Annotated in this window: 17 protein-coding genes; 4 read left to right on the top strand and 13 right to left on the bottom strand. The window is 60.6% G+C overall.

Annotated features, from left to right (window positions below; translation table 11 throughout):
* Positions 1–12: 12 nt before the first annotated feature.
* The 4 genes from AC22G1_RS02820 to AC22G1_RS02835 form a co-directional block, all read right to left on the bottom strand.
* Positions 13–2151 carry a TonB-dependent hemoglobin/transferrin/lactoferrin family receptor gene (locus AC22G1_RS02820; protein WP_487315427.1) on the bottom strand — a complete coding sequence of 713 codons (2139 nt, stop codon included), beginning with the start codon at positions 2149–2151 and terminating at the stop codon, positions 13–15.
* Between the two features lie 171 nt (positions 2152–2322).
* On the bottom strand, positions 2323–2514 hold the full coding sequence (locus AC22G1_RS02825) for a hypothetical protein (RefSeq protein WP_487315428.1): 192 nt from the start codon (positions 2512–2514) through the stop codon (positions 2323–2325).
* Entirely contained in the window at positions 2514–2858 is a 345-nt protein-coding gene (locus tag AC22G1_RS02830; protein WP_487315429.1) for a DUF2750 domain-containing protein, read from the bottom strand. Before AC22G1_RS02830 ends, AC22G1_RS02825 begins: the two co-directional genes overlap by 1 nt.
* A 93-nt stretch (positions 2859–2951) precedes the next feature.
* The gene (locus tag AC22G1_RS02835) at positions 2952–3857 is read right to left on the bottom strand and encodes a LysR family transcriptional regulator (protein ID WP_487315430.1); all 906 of its coding nucleotides are present in this window, start codon (positions 3855–3857) and stop codon (positions 2952–2954) included.
* 99 nt (positions 3858–3956) lie between these two features.
* On the opposite strand from AC22G1_RS02835, the gene AC22G1_RS02840 reads away from it, so the two are divergent.
* Together AC22G1_RS02840 and AC22G1_RS02845 are read left to right on the top strand one after the other, a co-directional pair.
* Positions 3957–4946, top strand: coding sequence for an aldo/keto reductase (locus AC22G1_RS02840; protein WP_487315431.1), 990 nt, complete (start codon positions 3957–3959; stop codon positions 4944–4946).
* Positions 4947–5010: 64 nt separating this feature from the next.
* Positions 5011–5481: a VOC family protein gene (locus AC22G1_RS02845; RefSeq protein ID WP_487315432.1), complete on the top strand. Its 471-nt coding sequence runs from the start codon at positions 5011–5013 to the stop codon at positions 5479–5481.
* Positions 5482–5525: 44 nt separating this feature from the next.
* On the opposite strand, the gene AC22G1_RS02850 is transcribed toward AC22G1_RS02845, so the two are convergent.
* The 6 genes from AC22G1_RS02850 to AC22G1_RS02875 form a co-directional block, all read right to left on the bottom strand.
* A complete protein-coding gene (locus AC22G1_RS02850) occupies positions 5526–5849 on the bottom strand; it encodes a carboxymuconolactone decarboxylase family protein (RefSeq protein WP_487315433.1) in 324 nt (107 codons plus the stop codon).
* A gap of 254 nt (positions 5850–6103) precedes the next feature.
* Positions 6104–7594, bottom strand: a complete 1491-nt coding sequence (locus AC22G1_RS02855; RefSeq protein WP_487315434.1) for a GGDEF domain-containing protein — start codon at positions 7592–7594, stop codon at positions 6104–6106.
* Between the two features lie 77 nt (positions 7595–7671).
* Positions 7672–8646: a Gfo/Idh/MocA family protein gene (locus AC22G1_RS02860; protein WP_487315435.1), complete on the bottom strand. Its 975-nt coding sequence runs from the start codon at positions 8644–8646 to the stop codon at positions 7672–7674.
* The gene (locus AC22G1_RS02865) at positions 8643–11006 is read right to left on the bottom strand and encodes a GH36-type glycosyl hydrolase domain-containing protein (RefSeq protein WP_487315436.1); all 2364 of its coding nucleotides are present in this window, start codon (positions 11004–11006) and stop codon (positions 8643–8645) included. Before AC22G1_RS02865 ends, AC22G1_RS02860 begins: the two co-directional genes overlap by 4 nt.
* A 37-nt stretch (positions 11007–11043) precedes the next feature.
* The gene (locus AC22G1_RS02870) at positions 11044–12450 is read right to left on the bottom strand and encodes an MFS transporter (protein ID WP_487315437.1); all 1407 of its coding nucleotides are present in this window, start codon (positions 12448–12450) and stop codon (positions 11044–11046) included.
* Positions 12451–12480: 30 nt separating this feature from the next.
* Complete coding sequence (locus tag AC22G1_RS02875; RefSeq protein ID WP_487315438.1) at positions 12481–12999, bottom strand: gluconokinase; 519 nt, start codon at positions 12997–12999, stop codon at positions 12481–12483.
* A gap of 391 nt (positions 13000–13390) precedes the next feature.
* Between AC22G1_RS02875 and AC22G1_RS02880 the strand changes: the two genes are divergently transcribed.
* Entirely contained in the window at positions 13391–15838 is a 2448-nt protein-coding gene (locus AC22G1_RS02880; protein WP_487315439.1) for a TonB-dependent receptor, read from the top strand.
* A 63-nt stretch (positions 15839–15901) separates the two neighbouring features.
* Here the strand turns inward: AC22G1_RS02880 and gntR are convergent, their stop codons facing one another.
* The 3 genes from gntR to epmB form a co-directional block, all read right to left on the bottom strand.
* Positions 15902–16897 (bottom strand): HTH-type transcriptional regulator GntR, encoded by a 996-nt coding sequence (gntR, locus tag AC22G1_RS02885; RefSeq protein ID WP_487315440.1) that lies wholly within the window; start codon positions 16895–16897, stop codon positions 15902–15904.
* A 61-nt stretch (positions 16898–16958) separates the two neighbouring features.
* Positions 16959–17276: a hypothetical protein gene (locus AC22G1_RS02890; RefSeq protein WP_487315441.1), complete on the bottom strand. Its 318-nt coding sequence runs from the start codon at positions 17274–17276 to the stop codon at positions 16959–16961.
* Positions 17273–18292, bottom strand: coding sequence for an EF-P beta-lysylation protein EpmB (gene epmB, locus AC22G1_RS02895; protein ID WP_487315442.1), 1020 nt, complete (start codon positions 18290–18292; stop codon positions 17273–17275). The genes AC22G1_RS02890 and epmB overlap by 4 nt, the downstream gene beginning before the upstream one ends.
* A 35-nt stretch (positions 18293–18327) precedes the next feature.
* Between epmB and efp the strand changes: the two genes are divergently transcribed.
* Positions 18328–18894, top strand: coding sequence for an elongation factor P (gene efp / locus AC22G1_RS02900; RefSeq protein WP_050659887.1), 567 nt, complete (start codon positions 18328–18330; stop codon positions 18892–18894).
* The last annotated feature ends 1 nt before the right edge of the window (position 18895 follow it).

Here is an 18895-nt window from a genome sequence, read left to right on the forward strand (position 1 = left end):
GGCTTTTTTACCTCAGAAGCTGTACTTGATGCCAACGCCGACATTGCGGCCCGGCTGGCTGTAGCGCTCGATGTTCTGGCTTTGGGTGCTCAAGGTGCGCACCTGGCTCCACACCCAATACTTTTTATCCAAGAGGTTAAAAAGGCCGGCCGAGAGTTGCAGTTGTTCAACAGGCCGGTAGTAGGCGGTCATGTCCACCACGGTAAAACTCGGGGTGGCCAGCCACTGGTTGGCGGTGGTGATGTCGCTGGGCTTTTTACGCGCTGTCCAGGTGACATTGAGGCTGCTGCCCCAATTGCCGGCCGGGGCGTCGTAGTCGAGGCCAGTGTAGAGTTGCAGCGGCGAGACCGAGTCCAGCGGCTCATCGTCGCCGGTGTTTTTACCGTCGGCATAGGCTGCTGCGCCTTTGAGGCGCAGGCCTTCGGCGCTCCCCCAAAAAGTGCCAATGTCCAGGGCGCCTTTGAATTCCACCCCTTTGATGCGCACCTTGTCGAGGTTCTGGGAGGTAAATTCTCCCAGGCTGTACTCGGCCGAGGCGCCTAGGGGCACCTGGCTTTCGATGAAGTCGCGGTAGTGGTTTTCAAAGAAAGTCAGCTCGGCGTCGCCATGGCTGGTGCTCAGGCGCAGCCCCAGCTCACTAAAGGTGCTTTGCTCGGATTTGAGGTTGGGGTTGGGCCTGATGATGTACGAGTAGTTGTTGCCGCCAAAGCTGACGTTGTTCTCGTAGTAGTAGTAGAGATCGTTGATGCTGGGGGCGCGAAAGCCGCTGCCGTAGCGGCCAAAGAGCGCCACGGGGCCGGCCACTTGCCAGTTGAACCCCAGCTGGCCGGTCAGCTTGTGGTTTTTGCTGTCGCCCCAGTCTGCCACATAGCTGTCGGCCTGGGTGCTGTAGTGGTAGTTGTCATAACGCACCGCCGGCAGCAATGCCAAATTGGGGCTCAGTTGCCAGTTGTCTTCAAGGTAGAGGCCGTAAATGTTGCCGTCGGCCTTGGGGGAGAAGCGGCTGGTGTCGGTCACTCCGTCCACGGTGTTGTGGTTGAGGTTTTCGTAGTCCTGGTGCTGGTAGTTGGCGCCGTAGCGAAGGCTGTGGCTGCCCAGCTGCTTGGCCAGGCTAATGCGCCCCTGGTAGCCCTTTTGGTCGTAAAAGCGATTGACGAAGCGATGGTTGGTGTCGCTGTCAATCAAGGTGCCGTTCTCGGTGCGGGTTTTCTGGTAATCGAGCTGCCAGTGCAACTGATCAAACAGCGCATAATCGCCCCCCAGGGTTTGGAACAGCCCCAGGCGGTTGCGGGTGATGTCGTCGTCGGAGCGGTTAAGGGCGGTGGCGCTACTTTCTGAATAGAGCTTGATGGCCGACTGGCCGTTGAAGTGCTCACCGACGACCCCAAGCTGGTTGTCGCTACTGATGTGCCAAATGGCCTTGCCCAGGACGTTGTCAGACTGGTTGTCCCCCGGGTTGACGGCGCCCCGGCCTGGGCCGCGAATATCGCTGCCGCCGCCGTGGTTTTCGGTTTCCTGGCCGTCGCGGCGGGTATACACCAGCAGGGATTCCACCGCGCCATGGCGGTTGGCGAGGGTAGCGGTTTCGCTGTAACGCTCGGCGTCGCTGCGGTAACCGGCTTGCAGCGACAGGTAGCTGTCGTTGCCGTTGGCGCTCAGGAAATCAGCCGGATCTTTGGTGCGAAACTGCACCACACCGCCAAGAGCGCCGGAGCCGGCGCTGACATCACCGCCTTTGATGATGTCCATGCGGGCCAGGGCGTCCATGTCCACGGTGTTGCGGCCCGATTGCAGGTAGGTGGTGGTTGGGCCGTAGCTGTCGGCAAGCTCCACGCCGTCTACCAGGATCTTCACCCTGTTGCCGTCCATGCCCCGGATATTAATGCTGCCAATGCCAAAACGCTCGTCACGGGTGACCGACACCCCGGGCTCATAACGCAGCACGTCGCTCAGATCGGCGCTGAGGTTGCGGCTGATTTGCTGCGCATCAATGGAGACGATGGCGGTGTCGGGCTTGGCCTGCTGGGCCCGCTGGCCTTGCACCACGATACGTTCCATGTCCTTGTTGGTGGCGTCCGGCGTCTGTTGGTCTGCCACGGCCTGGCCGGCGCAGCACAGCGCCAGCAATGCCCATTGGGGGGACGGTTTCATTGCGTGTGATTCCCTTGGTTCAGCAAAGATGGCCAGAGGTTATCATCTCGCAAATGAGAATCAATATCAAATAAGTATTATTCTTATTTATTTTCTTATGAACTGCCAGGTTGGCGGGATGAACAGAAAAAGCAGATACAAAAAAGCCCTGCTGGGCAGGGCTTTTGGGGCTTAGACCTGAAGGTCTATGTTCTGGCCCTTTGGGCCATCGGCAGGGGGCGCTGACATCTGGGCGTCGTCAACGCTGCCGGCGCTCTCAATCAGGTTGAGTGCCATGGCGCCCTGCTGGCGGATCTGGGAGTTGGTGTAGTTTGCGGCAATGGCTTCGTATTGGCCGCCAACCTGTACGCTATTTACGTTCATCACGCCTCCATCAAAGACTCGGCGATATCGCCGGGTTCTACTTCCAGCCCTTCCAGATCGTCGTTCCAGTCGGGGCCTACCAGGATGTCGTCCTCGGCCAGATTGGGCAGCCACAGTTCGACAAAATCGGCCAGGCTGATGCGCTCGGCCTGGTAATCCGCCCATTGGTCAACGCAATGACGCTGGGCTTCTTCCTTGCTGGACCAAAAAGGCATGACTTCGGTGTCTTCGAACTCGGCGGAGTCGCAGATCACCCAGCCTTCTTCACAGCTCAGGCTCCACAGTTCGCCGGTGCGCTGAATGTTTGCAAGGAAGGTATCGTAGCTTTTTTGCCATTGGGTCATGGGCGGATCCTTAAAGATGGGTCGGCGACATTATCGCCTTAAATGGGCTGGGGCGTGCGACTATTTTAGGGCAATGTTCACAGCTTGCTGGATTTAAGGGCTGGTGATACCCAGCTGCGTCACCAGTTGCCCCAGCCAATCGGCAAAGAGCCTGAGCTGCTGGCTCTGGTGGCGTTGTTGCGGGTAGAGGATGGCAAGGGGCATGGGCGGCGGCGGGTAGTCGGCCAGCACTTCCACTAAGAGGCCTTTGTCCACTTGCTCCTTGAGATCGTAGCGGGGGCCCTGGATCAGGCCAAAGCCAGCCAGGCCTGCCGCCACATAGGTGTCGGCGCCGTTGGTACTTAAATCAAAGGCCAGCATCTGTGGCTGATAGCTCCCCTCTACCTTGAACTCCAGCGGCTCGATGCGGCCATTGGAGGGCAGGGCAAAGGCCACCATCCGGTGCCGGGTAAGCTCTGCCGGGTGCTCGGGAGTGCCATGGCGGGCCAGGTATGAAGGGGAAGCCAGCGTTGCCTGAGGCATCTGCCCTAAAGGTTTGGCGATAAGGCTGCTGTCTTTTAAAGGGCCGGCCCGCAGCACCGCATCTACCCCATCTTTGACCAAGTCGATGGGCTGGTCGGCAATGCTCAGCTGCAAGGTGATGCCGGGATAGCGCTGCTGAAATTGGGCGAGCTTTGGCACCACCACCAGCCGAGCCAGGCGGGTGGGCAGGTTCAGGTGCAAAGTGCCGCTTGCGGGGCGGCCGGGCAAAAAGAGGGTCTCCAACTCGTCCCAGTCGGCCACCAGTTGCCTTGCCTTGTGGCTAAACGCTTCCCCCTCTTGCGTCAAGCTGACTTGGCGGGTGGTGCGCACCAGCAGCTGCACCTTAAGTTGGTTCTCCAGGCGCTGCACGGCCTGAGTGACAGTGGAGCGGGGCAGGTTCAAACTGCTGGCGGCCCGGGTAAAGCTGCGGGCATCGCAAACCCGCAAAAAGATGGCCAGGGTACGAAGGCGGTCCATAAATTGTTCGTGATTTACAAACAGTAAAACCCTTATACCCCGGTTTATCGCAAACACCCAAAAGGCGCATGCTGGAGCCCTGCATTGATGGAGGTAGTGATGAAACAACGTCAATTGGGCGCCAAGGGCCCGCTGGTATCGGCTCTGGCCCTGGGCTGCATGGGCATGAGCGAGTTTTATGGCAAAGGCGATGACGCCGAATCCTTAGCGACATTGGATCTCGCTTTGGAAAAAGGCGTCAGCTTTTGGGATACCGCCGATATCTATGGCCCCTACAGCAATGAGGCGTTACTGGCCAAAGCCCTCAAGGGCCGGCGCAGCCAGGTCTTTTTGGCCAGCAAGTTTGGCATAGTGCGAGACCCTGGCGACCCGGCCAAAAGAGGCGTCAACGGCCGCCCCGATTACGTGCGCCGCTCGGTCGAAGGCAGCCTGAAACGGCTGGGTACGGACCATCTCGATCTCTACTACCAGCACCGCCCTGACCCCATGGTGCCGGTAGAAGAAACGGTCGGCGCCATGGGCGAGCTGGTCAAGGAAGGCAAGGTGCGTTTTTTGGGCCTAAGCGAAGTGGACGCCGCCACCTTGCGGCGAGCCCACAAGGAGCACCCCATCAGCGCCGTGCAAAGCGAATATTCCCTCTGGACCCGCGACCCCGAGCGCGAGGTGCTGGATTGCTGCAGCGAATTGGGGGTGAGCTTTGTGGCCTACAGCCCCCTGGGGCGAGGCTTTTTAAGCGGTGCCATTCGCTCGGTAGAGGATTTTGACGCCGATGATTTTCGCCGCAACAACCCGCGTTTTATGGGGGAGAACTTTCAAAAGAACCTGGCGCTGGTGGATGCGATAACCGCCCTTGCCAGGGATAAGGGCGTCAGTGCCAGCCAGTTGGCCTTGGCCTGGCTGCTGGCCAAGGGCGAGCATGTTGTGCCGCTTTTTGGCACCAAGCGCCGCCCTTATCTGCTGGATAACTTGGGCGCCTTGGAGGTTAAGCTGAGCACGCAGCAGCTGGCCGAGATTGACGCCATCTTCCCGCCCGAAGTGGCCGCCGGCACGCGCTACAGCAGCGAGGTGATGAAGCTGCTGCCAGGTTAAGCCAAGGGGCAGGCCTGGCCTGCCCTTCTATACTCCTTGTGCCTATCACTGCAAGGAGCAACCCATGTCCGTCAAACCCATCCCCGACGGTTACCACAGCCTCACTCCCTATCTTGTTGTCAACAACGCTGCTGACGCCATTGCCTTTTACCAGCGTGCCTTTGGCGCTGAACTGATGATGCGCTTGGACATTCCGGGCACCCAGCAAGTGGCCCATGCCGAGCTTAAATTGGGCAGCAGCCATCTGATGCTGAGTGAGGAGAACCCTCAGTGGAACAGCGTCAGCCCCACCACCCTCGGCGGTTCACCGTTGTCGCTGATGTTTTATGTGCCGGATGTGGACACCGCCTTTGCCCGCGCCCTTGAAGCCGGAGCGGTAGAGGTAATGCCGGTGCAAAACCAGTTTTATGGCGACCGCTCCGGCACCTTGAAAGATCCTTTCGGCCATATCTGGACTCTGGGCACCCATGTGGAAGATGTGGGCCTGGAGCAGCTTGGCCAGCGCATGGCGGCCATGTTCAGCGAAGGGCAGTGACGCAGCTCATCGCCGTTGCCACCTCGCGGCAACGGCGATGAGTGTCATGCGTCAAGGGCTCCCAGGGTTTCCTTGGCAACCACCGACGCGCTGATCGCCGCCGGAAAACCGCCATAAAACGCCAGGTGGGTGATCACTTCACTGAGTTCTTGCTTCGATACCCCATTTTCCACGGCCCTGCGCAGATGGGCGGCCAGCTCCTGTGGGCGGTTGAGGATCACCAGCGCCGCTACCGTGATAAGGCTGCGGTCGCGCTTGGCCAGGCCTTCACTGGCCCACACTTTCGAGAACAAGGGGTCGTCAACAAAATCGGCCAGCGCCGGGGTAAAGGCTCTGGCCATGTCGCGGGGGCGAATGGTGTCAGTCATGGTGCGTTACCTGGGTAGAAGGGGTTCTGACACACTAGCGGCTGGCACCTTGTCAGGGCCAGCGCCTTGCGAAGAGGTGGCAATGTCCGAATATCGTCTGCCAAGAGAGTCTTGGTAAAAGGATAAGTGGCGGGTGTGAGTAGCCCAAACCTTTGTTGGCGGCGGCTTTCATCACATTAAACTGGCCAGAGCCCTGTCCTTTTTACGGCGGCAGGCAAAGGCTGGGCAACGCAGCGTTTCCAGCAGGGCGCCAGCTAATCGGCGCCGGCTTTGAGTGCATACATGCTGCTGTCGGCGGCGGCCAGCAGTTCTTCAAGGCTACAAGGGCCTTGCTGGTAGTGAACGCCGACTGTGGCACTGACCTTGAAGTTGGGGTGGCCCGGCACCATCACCGCTGCCAGCTGGCGGCGCAGCCTCTGGGTCAGCTCGGTCAGTTGCTCGCGCTGGCCGCGGCTGTACACCACAAATTCGTCACCGGCGTAACGGCCCAAGGTGGCCTCGCGCCCCAGCAGGCGCTGGGTGACATTGGCAACGGTGACCAGCGCCTTATCGCCTCCCAGGTGGCCGTGTTGGTCATTCACCGCCTTAAAGGCGTTGAGGTCGATAAAATACACCGCTTGCCACTGCTCTGGGGCAATGCAGGATTGGCCGGCTACCGCCTTTTGCCAGCCCTGGCGGTTAAGAATGCCGGTTAGTGGATCGGTCAGCGCCATATGCAGGGCCTGGCGGTGTTCTTGTTTTATAACCCTCAGGCGCCGTGCCACCATGTAAGCGAGCAGCATGGCCTCCAGCAGGGCGGCGATGATAAGGCCGTAATAGGCGATAAAGTCGCCGCCATTTTCGGTCTGGCGGCGGGTCAGTATCCCCACCAGCAGCAGCGCCAGGGCCACTGTCGTCCATACCCCGTCACGGTCCCCCTTTACGGCCCGCAGCAGCGCCAGCCCCATCAGGCACACCAGCAACCAGATGGTTAACAGGCCCATCAGGGTGTCGAGCAACTGGTGGGCACTGTTGAATGCCAGGGTGGCCAACGAAAAGAGCAGGACCAGCAGCGCCGGCAGCTGCACCAGCCAGCGGCAAAAGCGCGGGTGATGCCTTGGCAGCGCCAGGAACTGGGCAAAAAAGAGGGTGCCGGTAAATACCGTTAACCCCGCCAGGGGCAGGGAAGGCACCAACCAGTAACTTTGCCCGGCCAGCAGCAGAGGGATGCCCTCCTGGGTTGCGAAGAACCAGGCCGTGGCCAGGGTGTAGGCGCCGTAGAGCCCAAACTGCCACTCCCCCATGCGCAGCCACAGCAGCAGGTTATAAAACGACAAAGCCAACGCGACCCCAAGGTAGCCGAACATCATGGCGTTATGGAGGATATTGGCCTGGCGGTAATGGCGCCGGTCGCTGAGCTGAAAACTCAGTGGCCGTGGCAGGTCGCTTTCAACGGTAAAGACGGCGCTGCTACTCCCTTTGGGAATGGGATAGGCCAGGCGATGATTGGGCTCGGCCTCAATGGCAATGCCCGCTCGCTGTAGCTTTGGTTGATGCAGGGCCAGGGCGCGAAATTGCAACACTGCCTTAGTGGCAAGGTCTTGGCAGCGAATGGTGATGGCAACCTTGCCGCCCGCTATGGCAATGGCCCGTTGCGGGCCGTTAAGGGCTGCGTCCTGGCTGTCTGAGTCGGTGCTCAACTGGCATTGCCCGGCAAGGGCGGGCAGGCAGCACAGCATCAGAATAAGCACCGCCAATAGCCGCATGGCACCCTCGTATCGTGGCAGGGAGAATGCTCAAGAGTGTAGGCGTTTTAGTGTGGCTTGCCTATGGCAACGCCTGGCTAGCGTGCACGGCTAAGGGCCTTTATGCGGTCAATGACCGCCATGTTGGCGACGGCGTCCTGGCCGCCGGTAAGGGGCTTCTGGCCGTCTTCAAGGCAGGCCTTTAGGTGCATAAGCTGGTAGTAAAAGGTGCTTTGGCTGGCGTCGATGCTGTATTGGCGGCAGCCCTCGGCGCTGTGGATGCGAAAAAGGTGGTGGCGCTGGGGGCTGATGGGGTTAATGGCCTCGATAAGGCCGCGCTCCCCTTCGATGCTGATGTGGCTGTCGCCGCCTTTTTTGAGGTGCTCGCCCATGGCGCAGCCGATATAGCCGGTTACGCCGCCGGCAAAAGCGAGTGTGGCCTGGGTCGCCACATCCACCTGGCCGTTAGAAATGGCCTGGGCCAGGGTAACCTCTGGCTCGCCGCCCATCAGGGTGCGCAGCCAATGCACCGGGTAGCAGCCAAGGTCCATCAGGGCGCCGCCACCAAGGGCCGGGTTGTGGCGCAGCGAATCGGCCCGGTAGGGGATCTGCGCCTCGAAATTGGCCCGCAAGGTATGCACCCGGCCAACAACGCCCTCGGCCAACAGCCGTTCCAGTTCAATAAAAAAGGGGTGGAAGCGGTAGTGAAATGCTTCCATCAGCAGCAGCCCTTTGGCCTTGGCCGCCGCCACCATGGCGGCGGCTTCGGTGGCGTTCATGGCAAAGGGCTTTTCGCACAGCACCGCCTTGCCGGCGTCCAGCGCCTTTAAGGTCCAGGGCCCGTGCAGGCTGGGTGGGAGGGCGTTGTAGATAAGGTCGATGTCATCCCGCTCCACCAACGCCTGGTAGCTGGGGCTGACGTTTTTGATGCCGTGCTGGCGGGCATAGGCCTCGGCTTTGGCTTCATTTGAGGTCGCCACCGCCTGGATGGTCACCCCTAGCAGCCGGGCCGGCTCGATAATGGCCTGGGGGGCGATGGCGGCCGCCCCCAAAATGCCGATGCGAAGGCTCATGCCGATGCCTCAGGGAGCCTTACCCGCAATTGGTATCGGCGGCCGGGTTCTAAGCCGGTTAGGCGCTGGCCGGCCACGGTTTTGCCGTCCAGCTCCAGGGTAATGGCGCTCACCCCAGGTTCTCGCCGCATCTCAACTTCAAGCTCGGCGCCGCGAAAACGGCGGGTCACTTTGGCGTTTTGCCAATGGGCGGGGAGTTTGGGGTTTACCTGCAATGCGTCGCCGTCCCCTTTGAGGCCAAACAGGCCATCGACCAGGCAGCGGTAAAACCAATGGATGGTGCCGGTGTTAAATAGCTGGCTGGAACGGCCGGCAGTGCGGGGGAACTGGTGGTAGGCGCCCCGGTAGTAGTTGGGGATAAACACCGGCAGCTGGCCACGGGCGAGGGCGGTGTCATCGCAGGGCAGCATCTGGCGCAGCAGGGTATAGCCCTTGTCGGCAAGGCCCGCTTCATAAAGGGCGTACACGTAAAAGGCGCTGGCGTGGTTATACACCGAGCCGTTTTCGGCAGAGCCGGGGTGCTTTTGGGTCACCCGGCCTATGTGCTCGTGCATGCGGGTGTAGGCCGGGGCCAGCATCGCCACCCCATAAGGGGTTTCAAGCTGCTCGGTGACCGCTGCCATCAGCCGCTGCTGCTGCTCGGGGCTGGCGGCGCCGCTCAGCATGGCCCAACTCTGGGGGTTTAAGAAGATGCGCCCTTCCTCGTCACTGGCGACCCCAAAGGCCTGGCCGTTGTCGCTGATGCCGCGGCCATACCAGTGGCCGTCCCAGCCGTGGCGGTTGGCCGCGTCGTTAAAGCGCTCGGCTACCGCCCTGTGGTGGGCGGCTAATGCAGGCTCGCCGTTGCCCTCGCAGATGTCGGCCCACAGCTTCATGGCGTAGGCGCTGGCCAGGGTCAGCCAGATAGACACCCCCTTGCCTTGGTAACCCACCATGTTCATGGGGTCACACCAGTCGCCCTGGGCAATGTAAGACAGGCCGCGCTCATCGACGTTTTGCTCAAGCCAGGCCATGGCCTGGTTGATTTTGGCCAGTACCGTGGCCTGCTCGCCGCTGTCGCCATAAGGCAGCCGCTCATCGAGGATGGCGCGGTCGCCGGTTTCGTCGAGGTAAGCGCTCAGGCACACCGGCAGCCAGACATTCTGGTCGTAGTGGGGGATCTGGTTGATGTATTTGAGCTCGGCCCCCGGGTGCAACAGGATGCCGTCGGGCATTTCCCCGGCCCGGTGCTGCTGGCTCAGGGCCTTTAGAAAAGCGGCCCTGGCCTTTTGCGGCTGCAGGTAGACCATGCCCATGTTGTCTTGCAAATAGTTGCGGGTCTGGGGGTCGGTGGACAGGCGGTTCACGTCGCCGTGGTAGAACACCTGGCGGTCCAGCCAGTGGTTAACGAAGTTATCCAGGGCCGCATCCGGGGTCTCGATGCGCAGGCTGCCACGGCCACTTGCCACATAGCGCCGGTAGGCATCTTTGGCCTGGGTAAAGCCGTCTTGGCTGAAATAGCGTTCACGCAGGGCGGCCACTTCGGCTTCGTCAAAGGCCGGGCCGAACAAGAAGCGGTAGCTGCGCTCTTCCCCCGGGGCCAGGGTCAGGCGGTATTGCATGGCGCACACAGGGGTCTCGTAGCGGGCATCGTTGCAGCCAAGGTGTTCCTCGCGAAGGGCATCCGGGTGCATCAGCCCCCCTTCGCCTTCAAAGGCTTCCTGGCGCACTTCAAAGGCGTCGGGCGCGGTTTGCGCCATCAGGAAGGTTTTGTCTTTAAAGTCTTTGTTTTTAAAGTAATCCTCGACCTTCTGATAAGGGGTGACCGAGGAGCAGATAATGGCGGCGAGGGCAGGATGATATTGCCCAGACTGGTTCATCCAAGACATGTACCCCACCGGGAAGTAGGGATAAAGGCTCAGGGCGCGGGCCTCGGTGCCGGTGTTGCGCACCTTGAGGGTCCAAAGCTCCACCAAGTCGTCTTCGCTCAGGCTCAGCACCCACTCAAAGGCCAGCCCCGGCTGGCCAAGAGCCCAGCGCACCTCGCTTTGGCCAGCGATAAAGGCAAAATCCTCCCAGGGGCGGCGCACCGGCTCATGAGGAATCGAGTAAACGTCGCCTGCCGCATCGTCCCTTACGTAGACAAAACGCCCCGGGTGGTGGGCGTAGTAGGGGTTTTCCGGCTGCATGAAGGTTTTGGCTTCAAGGTTGGGGGCGTGGGCGTATTTGGCCGGCTCCGGCTGCATAAACTGGGCGGTGGCAAAGCCGCGGCAGGTCAGGCTTATCATCATCCGCCGGTTCCACAAAAAGGCCGAGGCCTTGGGCATGGCGGTGGGGCTAGTCAGGCGGTAGTTGGCGCCTTGGTCTGTGGGTCCCATCATGGGCTTACTCCAGGCCGCCGCAGCGGCGCTTAATCATTCAGGCCGAGGCGGTGCGTAGCGCCTTGGCAGGTGTGTCCGGGTGGCCTTGAGGCTCGCGCTGGCGCTGGGCTAACTCGCGGTGCACCTTGGCCAGGGTTTGGTTGTCCAGGGGATAAAAGCGCATCACCAGGGCCGCCAGCAGGGCAAAGGCCCCAGGGATCACCGACATCAGCAGCACGATACCCAGCTGAGCGCCGCCGCTTTGGGCGCCGTTGGCCACATAACCGATGGACGCCAGCACCCAGCCAATCAGGGCCGAGGCCATGGCGCCACCCAGTTTTTGCGAGAAGGTGGCGGCGGAGAAGGTCATGGCGGTGGCGCGGCGGCCGGTGCGCCATTCGTTGTAATCGGCGGTGTCGGCATACATGGAAAAGGCCAGGGGCGATTTGGGCCCCAGGGTCAGGCCGATGGCGATATTGAGGGCAAACATCCAGCCCACCGCATCCTTGGGCAGGAAGAAAAACGCGATGGACAGCGCCCCGGCCAGGCTCATCAGCAGCACCATCAGCTTTTTCTTGTCCATCAGCCGGGTTAGCAGCGGCGTGGCGGCGGAGCCCAGGGCCAGGGCCAGCATGTAGCTTGATAAAAACTCGCCGGTTAAATCGGGCTGGCCCACGTAGTACTTGAGGTAATAGACCAGGGTGCTGGCGCGCATGGTGATGGTGATCATGATGATCAGCGCCAGACTAAACAGCACCAGCCAGGGCTTGTTGCCCTTGAGATCGTTAAGATCGCCAAGCACCGAATTGGCCTCGCGGCGAATGGGCTGGATGCGCTCGCGGGTGCTGGCGAAGGTCACCAGAAACAGGAAAGCGGCGGCAATGCCGAACACCGCCATGGTCAGTTGCCAGCCAAGTTTGGGGTCACCGGCCCCCAGCCAGGCCACCAGTTTGGGAGTCAGATAGGTCACCAAAATGCCGCCGGAGAAGCCGCCGATAAAGCGAAAGCTAATCAGGGTAGTGCGGTCTTGGCTGTTGGCGGTCATCACCCCCGACAGCGCCGAGTAGGGGATGTTGATGATGGTGTAGACAAGCATCATCAGGGTATAGGTGCCATAGGCCCACACCAGCTTACCGGTGTCGCCAAGGTCGGGGGTGCTGTAGGTCAGTACCCCGGCGCCGGCCATGGGCAGCGCCAGCCACAGCAGATAAGGCCGGAATTTACCGAACCGGCTTTGGGTGCGATCGGCAATGGCGCCCATTACCGGATCGGTAAAGGCGTCGACGATTTTGGTGATGAGCATCATGGTGCCGGCGGCAGCGGCGGTAATGCCAAACACGTCGGTGTAGAAGATCATCAAGAAGGCGGAGATGTTGGCCCAGTAAAAGTTAAAGCCCATGTCCCCCAGGCCATAACCTACCTTTTCGCCAAAACCCATGGGGCGTGCTGCATTGTTATCTGCCATGGTGTTTTCCTGTTGGTTGTCCCGGCTACCCTATTGCCCCTGGCCCAGCTGAGCAAGCACCTGCATCAGCGCCTCGGCTGGCGGGCAATCGAGGGCCAGGGTCAGCACGTCGGCCTCGCCGGTGGGCGGCTCCATAGTGCTGAGCTGGTTGTCGAGCTGCGACGGCGGCATAAAGTGGCCCTGGCGCTGCTCAAGGCGGCGTAGCAGAAGGGCGCGGTCGCCACAAAGGTAAATAAAGAGCGGCCGGTTGCCGGCTTGGCGGATCTGCTGTCGGTGGCGGGCGATAAGGCCCGAATAGCTCAGCACCACCGGCTGGCCGGCACGCCGATGCTGGCCAAGCTGCTGGCATAAGGCTTCTACCCAGCGCTCGCGCAGGCTGCTGCTCAAGGGCTGGCCGCTGGCCATCAGCGCCTTGCCTTCGGGGCTGTGAAAATCGTCCCCTTCCAGATAGTGGTATCCCAGCGCCTGGCCAAGGTATTGGGCCAGGGTGGTTTTGCCGCTGCCGGCCACCCCCATCACCACCAGATCCCGTTTTTGCTGTTGCTCCATTGCCTGTCGCTGACTCCGGCTTGTCGAACTGTTTGAGAGCCTAGCATTGTCATTTGTGATTGCGCAATCATTAACGTTGACGCAATGGTTATGCTGCCAATCCGTTGCCATCCCTAATGCCGTCCAGTGATGGGCTTGGGCCTGATTTTATAGGCGCCGCGCCTGTTATTGCGGGCATGTTGCCCTTTGCATAGTACTGCCTTGATTGAAAAACCTTTGTTACTTTTCCTTGACATCGCTAACGGCTGGTAACTAGAGTCTTACGTCAACGTCAGCTTATGATTGCGCTAACATTTTGCAGTCAAACGCCAGGGGAGCGAAGCGGCGGAACGCACCGGCCCTGGGCCGGATATCAGCAGCAGCGAAGCGAATAACAATGAAGGAAAGGCGAGTGAACAGCATCAACGCGAAGAAGTTGGGTTTTCTGGCCGCCAGCGTCATGGCCGCCTTACAGGGGTTGACCCCGGCCATGGCCGCAGACGAGCAGCCCAAGGCCAAAGCCGCCAGCCAGGAAATTGAAACCATCGAAGTGACCGCCACCCGGCGGGTGACCAGCCTGCGCTCCACGCCGGTGGCGGTGTCGGCGTTCAGCCAGGACGCCCTGGATGACAACCACGTCCAGCAACTGTCCGATCTGCAAGGCATGGTGCCCAGCCTGCATATCTCCCAAAACGGCTCCCAGAACACCCCCATGGTGTATATCCGCGGTATTGGTTCGTCCGACCAAACCGAAAGCGGCGACCCGGCGGTGGCTTTTCACGTTGACGGTGTCTACTCGGCCCGCTCCCAGGGGGCGTCTACCCTGATGTTCGATTTGGAAAGCGCCGAGATCTTGCGCGGCCCCCAAGGCACCCTCTTTGGCCGCAACGCCACCGGCGGCGTGGTGAACCTTCATACTGTCAAACCGCGCCTTGATGGCTTTGATGCCTATGTGGAACTGGGCATTGGCAACTACAACAAACGCACCACCCGTGGCATGGTCAACATGCCCCTGGCCGACGACTGGGCGGTGCGGGTGGCGGTGGCCACCGACACCGCCGATGGCAACGTCAACCCCACTCCGGGCTCGGTTATCGGCGACAAATACGGCTCCACCGACATGAAAGCGGTGCGCTTGAGTTCCCTTTATGTGCCCAGCGACAAGCTGAGCTGGTTCCTCTCCTACGAGAACTTCATCGACCAAGGCAGCGGCCAAATTCCCACTCGCCAAGGCGGCTCTCACCCCAGCGCCTATATCCAGGTGCCCGGTTACAACGACTACAACGTCGACAGCTACCGCACCCGCCTCGACTACCACTTTGATGGCGGCATTACCGCCTCTTATATCGGCGGCTACACCAAGTCGTCCCGGGTCTCCACCTGGGACAGAAGCTGGCGCCCCGGCAATTTTGAATGGGGCGGCTGCGTCGATTGCGGCCACAAGGCGGTGCAGCACGAGCTGCAATTGCAAAACGCCGACGACTCACGGCTGCAATGGACGGTGGGCTACTTCTACTTCAAGGAAAACAACGACGTTATCTTCGATATCGTCCACCCTGACAACGACTGGGACGGCGGCACCGGCAACAACCCCAACCTCTACGGCACCTATCGCCAGCCGGACCGTGGCCTGGAGTCCAACAGCCTCTACGCCCAGGGCACCTACTCGCTGACCGACGACTGGCGGGTCACCCTTGGCGCCCGCTACACCGAGGACAAACGCTGGGATCGCGGCGGCCGCAACATCATGTGCCCGCAAGAAGTGCGCACCACCGCGCCGCTGGAGCCCAACACCGCGCCTTATGACGACGGCGGCCTGCTGGGGGGCCTTGCTCCCAACAAAAACACCACCGCCCCTGGCCAGTGCTGGGTCGACACCTACAACGACGCCAGCCCCAAATGGGACAAAACCACCGGCCTTGGCCGTATCGAGTGGGATTTTTCCAGCGACGTGATGTTCTACGCCTCGGTGGCCACCGGCTTTAAATCCGGCACCTTGCAGGACGGCGGCCATTACACCGGCACCGGGCCTTTTACCCAGCGCGATCTGGACGCCATCATCAAGGCCAACAACGACGAGCACAACCAGACCGCCGCCTACGTGGCCCCGGAGACCAACACCAGCTACGAGCTGGGCATGAAGGGGGATTTTCTCGACAGCCGCATGCAGCTGTTCGTGACCCTGTTCTCCACCCGCTACAAGGATTTGCAGGTCACTTCCAACGTCACCAGCCCCACCGGCGCCGACTTGCTGCGTAAAACCAACGCCGGTAAGGCCACCATCAATGGCATGGAAGTGGAGAGCAAATGGCTGGTAGGTGAGAACGGCAAGTTCACCGGCTCAATCTCGGTGCTGGACGCCACCTACGACGACTTTAAAACCACCGATTCCAAGTACGGGGCCGACGGCATTGCCTTTAACCCCTCTGCCGGTAACCCCAATCTCCCCAACCTGCTGGATTTCAGCGGCAACCACCTGGTCAATGCCCCGGACTTTGCCGCTACCTTGGAATACCAGCACTACTTCTACCTGAAGAACGGCGGCTCACTGCGCCCCAGAGTGCGCCTGACCTACAGCTCCGAGATCTGGTTTGATCCAGCCAACCGTGGCGACCGCCCCGCAGGCTTCAAGAACGAACCCTACTTTGCCGACATCGACCGCCAGGACGCCTACGCCAAGTGGGACACCAGCGTCATTTACGAGCCGGCCTCGGGTAACTGGAACCTGGAGTTCTACGTAGACAACCTGACCGACAAGAAGATCAAGAGCGATCAGGGCCGCAACTTCAACGACGATGTGCCCAATTTCATGTGGCAAAACCCCCGTCAGTTTGGCGCCAAGCTCAAGGTGCGATTCTAAGGCTGCCCCAGCAGGCTTGTTAACAGTGCGCTTCGGCGCACTTTTTTTTGGGGCAAGAAAGGCTCAGGCCGAGGCGCGGCCGACGATGTTAAAACCAAGGTCGATGATGCCGCCGCCTTGATGGCGATACTGCTCGGGTTTGAGCAGCATCTGCACCGCCGTTTTGCCCATCTCGAAGCGGGAGGCGGCAACGGAGGTGATGGCAGGCTCCACCAGGGCCGAGGCTTCCAGGTCGTTAAAGCCGCAGATGGCCAGTTGGCTGGGCACATTGATGTTCATGCGCCGCGCCTCAAAGAGGGCGCCAAGGGCTAAATCGTCGTTGCAGCAGAACACCGCATCGAGCTGGCCCTGGTTGCCCGACAGCGCCGAGCGCAGCAATTGCCCCCCCAGTTTGATGGACGATGCCTGAGGCGTGCTTTGTACCAGCGGCTCAAGGCCGGCATCGGCCATGGCCTGGGAAAAACCGGCCAGGCGCTGCTGGGTGCGCGGGTCCATGCGGGCCCCTAAAAAGGCGATGCGCCGGTAGCCCTTGGCCAGCAGGTAGCGGGTCATGTCAAAACCGGCCTGAAAGTGGGAGAACCCCACGTTCATGTCGATGGGGCTGTCGGTCAGCTCCATGATCTGCACTATGGGGATCTCGGCGTTTTGCAGCAGGCGCCGGGCATGGTCGGTCTGGTCGGTGCCGGTGAGGATAAGCCCTTCGGGAGACTGGCTGAGCAAGGTGGCCAGCAGCTTTTCTTCTTCCAGGGGCGAGTAGTGGCAATCCCCCAGCAGCACCTGCAACTTGCTCGGCTGGGCCATCTCGTAGATGCCGGCCAACACCTCGTTGAACACGATGTTGGATAAGGACGGGATAATCACCCCAATCACCCCGGAGCGGGAGGAGGCCAGGGCACTGGCGGCCTGGTTGCGGATATAACCGGTCTGCCTGACCGCCATCTCCACTTTGGCGCGCAGTTTTTCTGACACCTTGTCCGGGTCGGACAGCGCCCGGGACACCGTAATGGCGCTGACCCCGGCAACCTTGGCCACGTCCTTGAGGTTGGGTTTTCTGCTCATGTCTGCTGGTGATTGAGGGCCTGCCTTAGATATACCACAGCAGGCCCGAAGATAGGGGAGTTTACAGCTCTAAGTTTTTGAATCGAGAGAGGGTTTTTAAAAGCAGTTGCAGCTTGCGGGTGACCTTTTCCAGGTCGCTGCTAAAATCCGTGCTTTGCTCCAGGGCCAGCAGATCCTGGCCCAGCTCTTCAACATAAGGCTTAAAACGCACCGCTTCGACGGTAAAGCCGGTGCCGGGCTTTAACACCGACTCGAACTGGGCCAGGTTTTCGCTGGCCAGGGCCGCCAGTTTGGCGTCGGCATCCAGGGCCTGCTGATAGGCGGCCTTGAGGCTGTTTTTCAGGTGGCCGAGCAGGGCCTGGCGTTGGGTGTCGTTCATAGCTTTAAATCCATCAGGGTTTTGCCGGGCTTGCCGGCTTCTTCCCGGGCCAGGCGTGGCACCAGGTAACCGGAAAGGCGGGCGTTGAGCTGGCGCATGATAGCGCGGGCGCGCTCGTCGTCCACCAGAAAATGGGCCGCGCCCTGTACCTTGTCCAGCACATGCAGGTAATAGGGCAAGATACCGACGGCAAAAAGCCGGTGCGACAGCGCCACCAGCACCTCGGCGTCGTCGTTGATGCCGGCCAGCAGTACGCTTTGGTTAAGCAGCGTGACATTGGCGGCGCGAAGGGCAGCGCAGGCTTTTATCAGATCTTCGCCAATCTCGTTGCCGTGGTTGATGTGCAGCACCAGGGTCACCGGCAGCGCGCTTTGGGCCAAGGTATCGAGGAAGGACTGGTCGATACGGCTGGGGATCACCACCGGCAGCCGGCTGTGAATGCGCAGCAATTTGAGGTGTTTGATGCCGTTGAGCCGCTCAATCAGCCAGGCCAGCTCGTCGTCTTTGGCCATCAGCGGGTCGCCGCCGGAGAGGATCACCTCTTCTATTTCGGGGCGCGAAGCGATGTAGTCCAGGGCTTGCTGCCAACTGGCCTTGTTGCCGGGGTTGTCCTGGTAGGGAAAGTGGCGGCGAAAACAATAGCGGCAATTGACGGCGCAGCCGCCTTTTAAGATAAACAGCACCCGGCTTTGGTATTTGTGCAGCAGGCCCGGCACGGCGGCGTCTTGCTCGTCCAAGGGATCGGTAGAAAACCCCTGGGCGTCGGTAAACTCGGCCTGGTCTGTCATTACCTGCCTGAGCAGGGGATCTTGGGCGTTGCCTTTTTCCATCAAGGCCAGGAAGGGCCGGGGCACCCGCAGCGCAAAAAGGCGCCGGGCAGCCAGGTCGTACTCGCGGTTTTGCAGGGGCAAACCGAGGGCTTCGAGCAGCACTTTAGGGTCGGAAATGGCGGCTTTGAGTTCATCACGCCAGCAAAGCTCCCACATTGGGGCTTTTGCGGTTATTATTTGCGGCATTATGTTCGCGACAACAGATTGTACAAGAGGCAAAAATGGCGTCCTATAGTACCAACGAATTCAAGGCCGGTCTCAAAATCATGCAGGACGGTGAGCCCTGCAACATCATCGATAACGAGCTGGTCAAACCCGGTAAAGGCCAAGCCTTTAACCGCGTGCGCATCAAGAAGCTGATCTCCGGCAAGACCCTGGAAAAGACCTTCAAATCCGGTGAAACCGTTGAAGGCGCCGATGTCATGGACATGGAACTGGCCTACCTCTACAACGACGGCGAGTTCTACCACTTCATGAACAACGAGACCTTCGAGCAGCTGGCCGCCGACGCCAAAGCCGTCGGCGACAGCGCCAAGTGGCTGGTTGAGCAGAACGTCTGCACCCTGACCCTGTGGAACGGCGCCCCTATCGCCGTAACCCCGCCCAACTTCGTTGAGCTGGAAATCACCGAGACCGACCCCGGCCTCAAAGGTGACACCGCCGGTACCGGCGGCAAGCCTGCCACCCTGACCACCGGCGCCGTAGTTAAAGTGCCGCTGTTCGTACAGATTGGCGAAGTGGTTAAGGTCGATACCCGCTCTGGCGAGTACGTCTCTCGCGTCAAGTAAT

The organism is Gallaecimonas zhanjiangensis (assembly GCF_057624825.1).